This is a genomic window from Kitasatospora sp. NPDC040550, from assembly GCF_055594965.1.
In genome coordinates this window covers 1-11,587 of the sequence record NZ_JBVIWC010000058.1, presented here as the reverse complement: position 1 = coordinate 11,587, position 11,587 = coordinate 1, and the positions used below count along the sequence as shown (strand labels likewise).

The following is an 11,587-nucleotide window of genomic DNA, read 5'->3' as shown; positions in this document are numbered from 1 at the left end:
CGGTTACATTCCGAACCCGGAAGCTAAGCCTCACAGCGCCGATGGTACTGCAGGGGGGACCCTGTGGGAGAGTAGGACGCCGCCGAACAATCATTAAGAGAAGGCCCACCCGGGTTACCGGGTGGGCCTTTTCGCATTTCCGGGCCATTCCCCAACTGACCAACTGACCGACTGGCCGACTGACCAGCGGACGAGCTGACCAAAGGACCATCGGCCTGGTCTGGTGTTGTTCCTACCACCACCAGGTGGTCCTAGGTCTACCCCGGAATTGGGGTGCCATGGCCAGTGTCCGGAGCGGGTCGTTCGTGAACACTGATGAAGAACGATCGGTACCGGCATCAGGAGTTTGCGTGACCACAGACACTCGTACGAGCGGCACGTCCGTCCGTGCGCAGACCCAGGTGGCCTTCCAGGCCGGTGGCCAGGGGCTGGGCCGGCTGGCTCAGGTGGTGCTGGGTGCCGTGCCGGGGTTCGTGCTGCCGGTGGGGGCGGCCGTCGTCGCGGGGGTGGTGACGGCGCAGGTCCTGGAGTACTACTACCCGGCGGCCCTGGTGGCCCTCGCGGCTGCGGCGGTCGCGGGCGTGTCGGTGGCGGCCGCCTGCGTCCGCCCGACGGCCGACCGGACCCGGCGGATGCTGGAGCGCTGGTACGGCATCCGGCTGCCGGCGGTCTACCAGCCGTTGCCGAAGCTGGAGCTGGACGACCGGGGGCACTGGTGGACGGGTTACTCGTACCACCGCTCGCAGACGGTTGCGAAGTACGCGCAGCTGGTGCACTGGGGCCTGCGGGACCGCACCACCCGGGCCGAGATGCTCTGGCTGGTCGTGAACCCCGCTCTGGCCGCGGTGCTGGGCGGCGCAGTGGTCCTGATGCTGGCGCTGGGGACGGCGTTCGCGCTGGGCGGCGCGGTGCCGGCGGACGGCTTCGGCCCGTTGAGCCCGCGGATGACGCGGGTCACGCTGAGCCTGCTGATCGGGGCCGGCATGGTCCTGCTCGGCATACTCCTCGCCCCGTACGCGGTGCGCGGGTACGGGGAGGCGGCCCGCCGGGTGCTGGACCAGGACGGCCGGGCGACGCACGCCCAGCTGACCAAGCGGGTGGCCGAGTTGACCGAGACCCGGGCCGACGCGGCGGGCAGCCAGGCGGCCGAGCTGCGGCGGATCGAGCGGGACCTCCACGACGGCGCGCAGGCGCGGCTGGTCGCGATCGGGATGACGCTGGGCACCATCGAGCACCTGATGGAGACCGACCAGGCGGCCGCGCGGGAGCTCCTCTCCGAAGCGCGGCAGTCCTCGGCCCGGGCGTTGCAGGAGCTGCGCGACCTGGTCCGCGGCATCCATCCGCCGGTGCTCGCCGAGCGCGGACTCGGCGATGCCGTCCGGGCCCTGGCGCTGGACAGCGCGCTGCCGACCGAGGTGTTCGTGAGCCTGCCGGACCGGCTGCCGGCTCCGGTCGAGGCGGCGGTCTATTTCAGCATCAGCGAGTTGCTGGCCAACGCGGCCAAGCACTCGGGTGCCGAGCAGGTGTGGGTGGACATCCTCTACCGGGCCGGAATCCTCCGGGTCACGGTGACGGACGACGGTGTGGGCGTGGCGGATCCGTCGCGGGGAACGGGCCTGCGCGGGATCGAGCGTCGATTGGGTACCTTCGACGGTGTCCTCGCCATCGACAGCACGTCCGGCGGTCCCACCACCATCACCTTGGAGTTGCTGTGCGAGTTGTCCTCGCCGAGGACCTCTACCTCCTCCGCGAAGGTCTGATCCGTCTGCTGGAAGCGCACGGCTTCACCATCGCGGCTGCCGTGGAGACCGGCCCCGAGCTGCTGGAGGCGCTGCTGACCCACCGCCCGGACGTGGCGGTGGTGGACGTGCGGCTGCCCCCGACGCTCACCGACGAGGGGCTCCAGGCCGCGCTCAAGGCGCGCCAGGAGATCCGGGGCCTGCCGGTGCTGGTGCTCTCCCAGCACGTCCAGCAGCTGTACGCGCGGGAGTTGCTCGCCGACGGCACGGGCGGGGTGGGCTACCTGTTGAAGGACCGGGTGTTCAACGCGGGGCAGTTCATCGACGCCGTCCGCCGGGTGGCGGCGGGCGGCACGGCGATGGACCCGGACGTGATCGCCAAGCTGATGCAGACCACCTCGCGCCGCCCGGGCCCGCTGCTCGGGCTGTCCCCGCGCGAGCGCGAGGTGCTGGAGCTGATGGCCGAGGGCTGCTCCAACTCGGCGATCGCCGCCCGCCTCTCGGTGAGCGACGGAGCGGTGGCCAAGCACATCGCCAACATCTTCAGCAAGCTCGGGCTCGCCCCCGACGAGGATGCCAACCGCCGGGTGATGGCCGTCCTGGCGTACCTCAACGGCACGGCGGGGCAGAGTCGCTGACGGCCCGACCGGTGCCGCCGCCCCGGGCGCGGTGGGTACTGTGACACCCCAGGCTGCGGAAACGCTGAAACACCCGTACGAGTAAACTCCGGTGGGCCGAGCCCGGACGCCGTTCAGCCGTCCGGCGGCCCGACTGGCGGGAACCGGCAGCCGATGCGCGTACGGCAGCAGCCGACATCCAGGGGTTGATAGACGTAATGGCACGCCCAACGCTCACCAAGGCTCATCGCGGCCTGCTCGGCCTGGTCGCGGCCGGGGCCTGCATCATCTCGGGCATCGGGTTCGCGGGCTCGTACAACGCGGTGCGCGAGCTGGCCGTGGAGAAGGGCTTCGGTGCCTTCTCCTACGCCTTCCCGATCGGTGTGGACGCGGGCATCGTGGTGCTCCTCGCCCTCGACCTGGTGCTGACCTGGCTGCGGATCCCCTTCCCGATGCTGCGGCAGACCGCGTGGCTGCTGACCGTCGCCACCATCGCCTTCAACGCGGCGGCCTCCTGGGGCGACCCGCTCGGCATGGGGATGCACGCCGTCATCCCGGTGCTGTTCGTCGTCGTGGTCGAGGCCTCCCGGCACGCGGTCGGCCGGATCGCGGCGATCACCGCGGACCGGCACATGGAGTCGGTCCGGGTGATGCGCTGGATCCTCTCCCCGGTGCCGACCTTCCGGCTCTGGCGGCGGATGAAGCTCTGGGAGCTCCGCTCGTACGAGGAGGTCATCCGGCTGGAGCAGAACCGGCTGGTCTACCGGGCGCAGCTGCGCTTCCGCTACGGCCGCGGCTGGCGCCGCTCGGCGCCGATCCAGGCGCTGCTGCCGCTCAAGCTCGCTAAGTTCGGCGTCCCGCTGGACCCGGCGCTGCTCGACCGGCTGGACGAGGAGGGCCGCGAGCGCGAGGCCAGGGAGGCCCCGGCGGAGCAGCCGTCCCAGGAGCTCGGGGCCCAGCCCCAGCAGGCCCGGGCCGCCGCGGCCATCGCCGCCCCGGCCCCGGCCCCCGCCGGTGCCCAGCAGCACCAGGCCGCACCGGCGGCAGCGGTCGCAGCGGCACCGGTCGCACCGGCGGCACCGGCCAGTGAGCCCCAGCCCCAGCCCCAGTCCCAGCCCCAGCCCGAGGCCCCCGCAGCCGCGGCCCCGATCGCACCGGAGGTCGCCGCACCGATGCTGGCCAGGCTGCACGCCGTCCGGCTGCGTGCCGCCCAGGAGCCGGAGACGGAGGAGGCCGTCGCCCCGCAGCCGCGCGGCGAGGAGCTGAACGTCTGGACCGAGCGCCCGGTCCGCACCACCGGCCACTCGGTCGACGCCGCCCCGGGCGGGCGGGTGCCCGGCCAGGCGTCGCCGTGGTTCAAGCCCCCGCGCCCGGCCGCCGAGGAGCCCGCCGCCGGGCCCGGTCCGCAGGTCCAGCACCCGGCCGCCGCCCAGCCCCAGGCCGAGCCGGCCGTCGAGCCGCAGCACCGTCAGCCGGCCGCCCAGGCCGAGCACCACGCCCGGCCCGAACAGGCCGCGCCGGCCGAGGAGCCCGCTCAAGGCGGCTCCACCGACACCGGCCCGGCACCCGTGCAACTGGACGAGGACATCGCCTACGACGGCCTGGTCTCCTACATCGACAGCTACGGTCACCAGCCCGACCCGCCACGCCTCGCCGCCTGGTTGACCGCCGAGTACGGGGTCACCGGCAAGGGGCCGGACGGTGCGGTCCACCCCAAGGAGGTCGCCGACCTCTTCCCGCTGCTGCGCGACCGCTACCTGGCCGCCGGGAGGGACTGAGTCCGGGCCGCCCCCGCACCGACACCTCGCGTCCACCGCTCGGTCGGCCATTGACGCCCGTCCCGGCCGGAGCTACCTTCGCCTCAACAAACTGTTGAAGCGCTGGTTCGGCACGGAGGAGTGCGGATGTCGCAGGTCGAGGTCGAGGTCGACGGAACCGGACCGACGGGCGGGGCCTCCTTCTCCGCCGCCGCCCGCACCGCCGTGGAGGCGCTGCTCGCCCCCGTGGACGCCGACCTGGCGCGCCGCTACCCGGGCGAGACCGGCACCCGGCAGCCGGTGCACACCGTCTACGTCCCGGCCGACGCCTTCCGCGCCGACACCGTCCGGGAGTGGGGCCGCCAGGCCCTGGAGGCCTTCGACACCCACGCCGGCACCCCCGCCGAGCTCGCCCGCGCCCTCGGCGTCGCCGACGGCGAACTGCTCGCCGACGTGCACGCCCGGGTCCGCGCCAAGCTGGAGCGCGAGCCGGTCGAGGACCTGCGGATCGACTTCGAGGACGGCTACGGGGCCCGCCCCGACGCCGAGGAGGACGCCGCCGCCGTCCGGGCCGCCGAACTGGTCGCCGCCGCCGTGGCCGAGGACGGCGCGCCGCCCTACGTCGGCATCCGGATCAAGTGCATGGAGGCGCCCGTCCGGGCCCGCGGCATCCGCACCCTGGAGCTCTTCCTCGCCACTCTGCTGGCGAACGGCGGCCTGCCCGACGGTCTCGTCCTCACCCTGCCCAAGGTGACCTACGCCGAGCAGGTCACCGCGCTGGTCCGGCTGCTGGAGGACTTCGAGCGCCGGGCCGGGCTGCCCGCCGGCCGGATCGGCTTCGAGATCCAGATCGAGACCACCCAGGCGATCCTCGGCCCGGACGGCCGGGCCACCGTCGCCCGGATGATCGAGGCCGCCGAGGGCCGTGCCACCGGACTGCACTACGGCACCTTCGACTACAGCGCCTCCTGCGGCGTCAGTGCGGCCTACCAGAGCATGGACCACCCGGTCGCCGACCACGCCAAGGCGGTCATGCAGGTGGCCGCGGCCGGTACCGGCGTCCGGCTCTCCGACGGCTCGACCAACGTGATCCCCACCGGCTCCACCGAGCAGGTGCACGCCGCCTGGAAGCTCCACCACGACCTGGTCCGCCGCTCGCTCGCCCGCGCCTACTACCAGGGCTGGGACATGCACTCGGCGCACCTGCCGACCCGCTACGTCGCGGTGTACTCCTTCTACCGGGAGGGCCTGGCGGCCGCCGCCGCCCGGCTCGCCGCGTACGTCGCCAAGGCGGGCGGCGACGTGATGGACGAGCCGGCCACCGCCCGGGCGCTCAGCGGCTACCTGCTGCGCGGCCTGGACTGCGGCGCCGTCGACCCGGCCGAGGTCACCGCGCTGACCGGTCTGGACCGCGCGCAGCTGGACGCCCTGGCCGGTCGCTGACCCCCAGGCCCCGGCCCCCGGCGCCGGGCCGGGCTTCCCGGCCCCGGCCCCGGCCGTGCGCCAACTAGGCTGGCGGTGCCGCCCCGGACCCCCGGTGCGCGCACCGCCAGCCGTCGCCGTTCCCGGGAGAACCACCGCGCCATGTCCGCCACGCCGGAACCGACCGCCAGGCCGTACCTCACCATCCGGCGGGCCGGCAGCCACGAGACCGAGATCAAGAAGTCCCGCTTCATCTGCCACCTCGCCCGGGTCTCCGACGAGGAGGAGGCGCAGGCCTTCATCGCCGGCGTCCGCAAGCAGTACTGGGACGCCCGGCACAACTGCACCGCCTTCGTGGTCGGCGACGAGCAGCGCCGCGAGCGCTCCAGCGACGACGGCGAGCCCGGCGGCACGGCCGGGGTGCCGATGCTGGAGGTGCTGCGCCGGCGCGGCCTGACCGACACCGTCGCCGTGGTGACCAGGTACTTCGGCGGGATCAAGCTCGGCGCGGGCGGCCTGGTGCGGGCGTACGGGAACGCGGTGTCGGCGGCGGTCGACGAGGTCGGCCTGCTGGAGCGGCGCCCGGTCGCCCTGCTCGCGGTGACGGCGGACCACGTGCGCGCCGGGCGGGTGGAGAACGACCTGCGGGCCGCCGGGTACGCGGTGAGCGACCTCGCCTACGAGGCGGCCGGGGTGCGGATCGAGGTGGGCGTGCCGGAGCCGGAGGTGGCCGGGTTCCACACCTGGCTGGCCGAGGCGACCGGCGGCACCGCGGTCGCGGTGCCCGCCGGTCGCACCTACGTCGAGGTGCCGGTCTGAGCCGCGCGCTCCGCCCGCCCCACGGCGTGCCTCGCCGGAGGATCGTCTCCGGACACGCCTCCGGCCGGGGCCGCGGGGTCGAAGCCGTGGTAGTGATCGCCCACCACCGCGCGTCGCCGCGCCGACCAGTGGACGGACCGGTGCCCGGGCCCGCCGGGAGGCGTCGCTCCCCGTAGCCGAGCGCTTGCGCCACGCGGAAGACGGCTTGAACAGATTCACTCGAACGTAGTCTCGTGGCCCGGAGTTGGAACTTCCGCTCCGGGCCGTGGCGTTTCCTGGGCAAGGTTCCGGCCGAACCGGATGAAAACCGTCGATGGAGGACAACAGACCCCACCCCGCACCACGGAGGTATGCGCATGACCTCAGACCGCTCGCCGTCGCCCGCCGGTGCCGACCTACCCGGCCCGCGCGGTCCCGCGACGCCCTACCGGATGACCGTCACCACCGCCCTCCCGCACGCCGAGGCCGTCGCGCTGGCCGACGCCCAGCTCGCCTCCTGGTTGAAGCAGGAGGGCTGCGAGGAGCCCCCGCCCGCCCCCGGCAGCGCGCTCGGCGCACCTCCCGCCGCCGAACGCCTGCGCCTGGGCGAGCGCGTCCTGCTGGACCGCGACCAGGGACCGCTGCGCGGTGGCCCCGGCGCCGGCCGCTACGACCGCCGCCGCCTGCGCACCCCGGCCCCGCACGGCACCGGGCAGCTCACCCTCACCGTGGCCACCGACACCGGCGGCCCCACCTGGGTCCGGCTGGAGGCCGAGACCCACAGCACCGGCAGCGGTGTGCGCACCCCCTGCCGGGTGCCGGTACCCGAACTCGCCCGGACCCTCCTACCGCTGCTCGACGCCGCCGACGGCCCGGCCGCCGTCCACTCCGCCCCCCGGGTGATCACGGCCGACGAGGTCGACGACCTGATCGACGAGCTGTGCGACCCGGAGCGCCGGCTGCCCACGGTGGTCGCCAGCGTGCCGGTGAACCTCCCGGTCGAGCACTGGGTCGAGGAGGTGGTCCGCCCGCTCTGCCGCCAGCTGCCCGGCCTCGCCACCGCCTACGTGCTGGACCCGGGCGCCCGCACCGGGTTCAACATCGCGCTGGAGTACCACACCGTGTACGGCGGCGCCGTGCGCACCTACCTGCCCGAGGTGGACCCGGCCTCCCGGCAGGACGGCGCCCGACATCCGGTGCTCGCCCGGGGCCGAATAGAACAGGACCTCCGCCGCGCCGCCGGGCTGCTCGCCCGCGAGCCCCGCCGCCTGGCCGCCGACCAGCCGCTCCCGCCGCCGCTGGCCGCCGTCCCGGTACTGCGTGTCCCGCCCCCGCAGCCGCGCCCGGCCGCCGGACCCCCCGCCGAACCGGCCGCGCTCGCCCACGAGGAGCAGCAGGACCGCGCCGAGCAGCAGGCCAGGGCCGACGAGCTGGAGCGGGTCCGGCACACCCTCCGCCTGGAGCGCCGCGACCGGGCCCAGTCCAGGGACGGCCACGAGGGCCGCTTGCGCACGGGCGCCCGGGGCGCCCTGAGCGGGCGTCACTGCACCGGGCCCACCGCCGCCCCGTCCGGCGCCGCGCCCACCACCTCGGGCACCGGTCCGACCACCGTCGGCCGGCTCGCCGCCCACCCCGGCGGGTGGCCGGGCAAGCCCGAGACCTTCACCGAACTCCTCGCCAGGCTGGGCGAGTTCTCCCTGCTCACCTTCACCGGGGACCAGAAGAACGCGCTCGCCCTGGACGGCCTCCAGTGCGCCGGCGCCGGCTGGGCCCGGCTCGCCTGGGACGGCCTGACGGCCCTGCAGGAGTACGCCGAGGCGGCCGTGCGCGGCGCGGCCGGCGGGGACTTCAAGCAGTGGTGCGAGCACACCCCGGACGGCTGCCACCGCTTCCCGCCCCGCAAGGCCGTGCGCGGGGAGTCCCGGACGGTGTTCAGCCACACCAAGTGGAAGCGCGAACGGATGCTGCCGGTGCCGGAATGCGTCGACGCCTCCCGGCGCGCGTTCATGGGCGCGCACCTGCGGATCGGCGGCGGTCGCACCGCACCCCGGCTGCACTACCTGGACGACTGCTCCGGCAGTGGCCGGATCTACGTGGGTTACATCGGTCTGCACCTCACCAACACCCGGACCAACTGACGGGCTCGGCTGACCGCTGCGCCCGTTCGGTGGACAATGTCCGGCAGGGGTGGGGGCTGCGGTTGGTCCGCCGCCCGGGGCAGGCGCCGGACGAGCATGGGGGAACGACGACCGATGCAGTACTCAGCAGACGGCCAGTCCGACGGCACCGCCACCGTCCCGTTCCCCCAACCGGGTTTCCTCGCCTCGGTGTTCCGCGACCTCGGCGCCGACGAGGGCCCGGAGACGGACGGTGCCGCCGGCCCCCCGGCCCCCGGCCGCCCCGAACCGGGGGCGGCCGGGGAAGGCCCGTCTGCCCCGGAACCCGGCGGCCCCGACACCACCGGTCCGGCCTCCGCCGGCCCCGGCCCGTCCGGTTCCGCCGGCCCGGGCCCCGGCCCCGGCCCCGGTTCCGTCGGCCGGGCCTCCGCCGACCCCGACGAGGCCGTCGCGGCGCACGCCCGGGCCGCCGCCCTCACCCACCACCGCACGCTCACCGTCCGGGCCGAGCACGACCGGCTGGCCGACCTGCTGCGGCGGGCCGCCCTGCCCGTCTCGGCGATGGACTTCGAGAGCCAGCTGCGCCACTACGAGCCCCGCCCCTACCCGACCGACGGCCCGGCCGTCGTCGAAGGCGCCGAGCCCCGCTGGGAGGACTTCGCCCCCGCCGAACCGGCCGCCGCCGACCCCGAGAGCGGTCCGTCCCGGCGCCTGCTGGACTCCGGCTACCAGCGCGAACTCGCCCAGGCCCGGCTGACCCACCAGCGCGCCCTGCGGGAGTGGCGCACCCGCCGGGCCGAGGCGGGCAGCCCGGCCGCCGACGAGTCCCGGCGCGCCCACGAGGCGGCCGAGGAGGCCCGGGCCCGCGCCGTGCGCGAGTACAACGACAGCCTGGAGGAGTGCCGGCGCGCCTACCGGCTGGCCGAGCCCGCCGCCGTGGAGTCGCTGCTGGAACGGGCCCTGGCCGCCGCGGAGACCGCCACCCAGGACCTCCCCGCCCCCTGCCGGGCGGTCTTCCGCCCGCTCACCCGCACCGCCGTGCTGGACCTCGACCTGCCGCCGCTCGACCTGGTGCCCTCGCTCACCGGCTACCGGCTCGCCCCCGAGGGCGACATCCTCCCGGTGCCGCGCCCGCCCATGGACCGGGCCACCGACTACCTGCGGCTGGTCGCCCGGCTCGCGCTGCGCTCGCTGCAGGCCGCCGACGCCGTGGACACCGACGAGATACTCGCCGGCGTGGTCCTCAACGGCTGGCTGCGCGAGCCCGGCGCCGAGCCGCTCTGCCTGGTCAGCGTGGACGCCGACCGCGACGCCCTGGCCCGCACCCGGCTGCTGCCGCCGGAGACCCCGTACGAGGAACGCGACGACGAGGGCGTCTACGCCGACGCCGAACAGGACGAGGCGCTGGTCCGGCTGCGCCAGCTCGGTGCCGCCGTCACCCCGGACCCGTACGCCCGGGCGGCCGTCCAGCCCGCCGCCCGGGCCGGTGCCGCCGTCCCGGCCGCACCCGACCTGTCCGCCAACGAGTTCGCCCAGCTGGTGCGCGACCTGCTCACCCGGGGCGGACTCGCCGAGTGGAGCGTGCGGCTGCGCGGACCGGCCGGGCTGGTCGCCACCGGCGAGGGCGCCCCCGACAGCGCGCTGCCCGGCCGCTGGGTGGTCTGGGCGTCCCGGGACCCGGCCGCCGTCACCGCGGAGCAGATCGAGACCCTGACCGAGGCGGTGCGCGAGGAGTCCGCCGAACGCGGCCTGCGGCTGACCACCGGCCACTTCGCCGAGGCGGCCCTGGACCTCTCGGCCGAGGAGGGCCACCGGCACATCCACCTGATCGACGGCGACGGCGTCCGCGAACTCGCCCGCACCCACCTCGGCCTGCCGCTCGCCGCCGGCCGCTGACGGCCCGAACCGGCTCCGACCAGGGATCTCACCCCGACGGCCCACCCGGCGGGCGTCCCTCCGCGCCCGGACCAAGGCTGAGGGGAACCGGGCCGACGCGACCGCGGTCGAGGGTCGGCCGGGTCGGCGGCACCCCGGGCGATCACCGCCGAACGCGCGTCCGGTACGGTCGGCGGTCGGCCCGGCCACGGGCGGACCCCAGGGGGAGAGGAATGGGCAGAGCGCTCGTCAGACCACACGGCGGCACCGGTCATCCGGCGGGGGAGGCCCACCCGACCGGACCCGCGGACCGGCCGGCCCCGACCGTCCCGACCGTCCCGACCGTCCCGACCGACCCGACCGACCCGTTCGGGCCGACCGACCCGTTCGGGCCGGAGGCGGTCCGGTGACCGCCGTCCTGGTCGCCGCCGGGGCGTTCCTGATGACCCTGATCGGCGGCTTCGTCGCGCAGCGCACCGGCGACCGCCGCCACCTGGTGCTCGGCTTCGCCGCCGGCCTGATGCTCGGCGTGGTCGCCTTCGACCTGCTGCCCGAGGCCATCCACCAGGCGCCGGGCGAGGTGCACGGCGTGCCCCAGGCACTGCTGATGTTCGCCGTCGGCTTCCTCACCATCCACGTGGTCGAGCGCGCCGTCGCCATCCACCGCGGCCACGAGGGCGAGTACGCCGAGCACACCCACGGCCACCAGCACGGCCACGCCCACCGCAGCGGGCACCAGGGCGTCGGCCTGACCGCCGCACTGGCCCTGGTCGGGCACAGCGTGATGGACGGCTTCGCGATCGGCGCCGCCTTCCAGGCCGGCACCACGGTCGGCACGGTGGTGGCCATCGCGGTGGTCGCGCACGACTTCGCCGACGGGTTCAACACGTACACGATCACCCGCTTGTACGGGAACAACCGCCGCCGGGCGCTGACCCTGCTCGCGGCCGACGCGCTGGCCCCGGTCTCCGGCGCCGCGATCACCCTGGCCTTCACCATCCCGGAGCACCTGCTCGGCCTCTACCTGGGCTTCTTCTCCGGCTTCCTGCTCTACCTCGCGACCTCGGACATCCTCCCCGAGGCGCACAGCCCGCACCCCTCCCGCAGCACCCTGCTGTGCACGGTGGCCGGGGTCGGCTTCATGTGGCTGGTCATCGGCTTCGCCACCTAGATGAATGAGTCCGATGTCCTCAGTGGTCATAGGCGATGAGTGAGCGCTTGATCGTGGCGCCGGTGTTCCAGTTGTGCCAGATCGCAGCGGC

Annotated in this window: 8 protein-coding genes and 1 rRNA gene; all 9 read left to right on the top strand. The window is 75.1% G+C overall.

Features of this window, described 5'->3' with window-relative positions:
* Positions 1-88 (top strand): 5S ribosomal RNA (gene rrf / locus ACZ58X_RS40080); the annotation flags it as partial.
* A gap of 262 nt (positions 89-350) precedes the next feature.
* Positions 351-1,760: a sensor histidine kinase gene (locus tag ACZ58X_RS40075; RefSeq protein ID WP_470338499.1), complete on the top strand. Its 1,410-nt coding sequence runs from the start codon at positions 351-353 to the stop codon at positions 1,758-1,760.
* The gene (locus tag ACZ58X_RS40070; RefSeq protein WP_360245306.1) at positions 1,712-2,377 is read left to right on the top strand and encodes a response regulator transcription factor; all 666 of its coding nucleotides are present in this window, start codon (positions 1,712-1,714) and stop codon (positions 2,375-2,377) included. The genes ACZ58X_RS40075 and ACZ58X_RS40070 overlap by 49 nt, the downstream gene beginning before the upstream one ends.
* A 197-nt stretch (positions 2,378-2,574) precedes the next feature.
* A complete protein-coding gene (locus tag ACZ58X_RS40065; RefSeq protein ID WP_470338498.1) occupies positions 2,575-4,134 on the top strand; it encodes a DUF2637 domain-containing protein in 1,560 nt (519 codons plus the stop codon).
* A gap of 126 nt (positions 4,135-4,260) precedes the next feature.
* A complete protein-coding gene (locus tag ACZ58X_RS40060) occupies positions 4,261-5,556 on the top strand; it encodes a DUF6986 family protein (protein ID WP_470338497.1) in 1,296 nt (431 codons plus the stop codon).
* 141 nt (positions 5,557-5,697) lie between these two features.
* Complete coding sequence (locus ACZ58X_RS40055) at positions 5,698-6,354, top strand: YigZ family protein (protein WP_470338496.1); 657 nt, start codon at positions 5,698-5,700, stop codon at positions 6,352-6,354.
* 356 nt (positions 6,355-6,710) lie between these two features.
* The gene (locus ACZ58X_RS40050) at positions 6,711-8,471 is read left to right on the top strand and encodes a hypothetical protein (RefSeq protein WP_470338495.1); all 1,761 of its coding nucleotides are present in this window, start codon (positions 6,711-6,713) and stop codon (positions 8,469-8,471) included.
* 114 nt (positions 8,472-8,585) lie between these two features.
* Positions 8,586-10,346 carry a restriction endonuclease gene (locus ACZ58X_RS40045; protein ID WP_470338494.1) on the top strand — a complete coding sequence of 587 codons (1,761 nt, stop codon included), beginning with the start codon at positions 8,586-8,588 and terminating at the stop codon, positions 10,344-10,346.
* A 421-nt stretch (positions 10,347-10,767) separates the two neighbouring features.
* On the top strand, positions 10,768-11,496 hold the full coding sequence (locus ACZ58X_RS40040; protein ID WP_470338500.1) for a ZIP family metal transporter: 729 nt from the start codon (positions 10,768-10,770) through the stop codon (positions 11,494-11,496).
* The last annotated feature ends 91 nt before the right edge of the window (positions 11,497-11,587 follow it).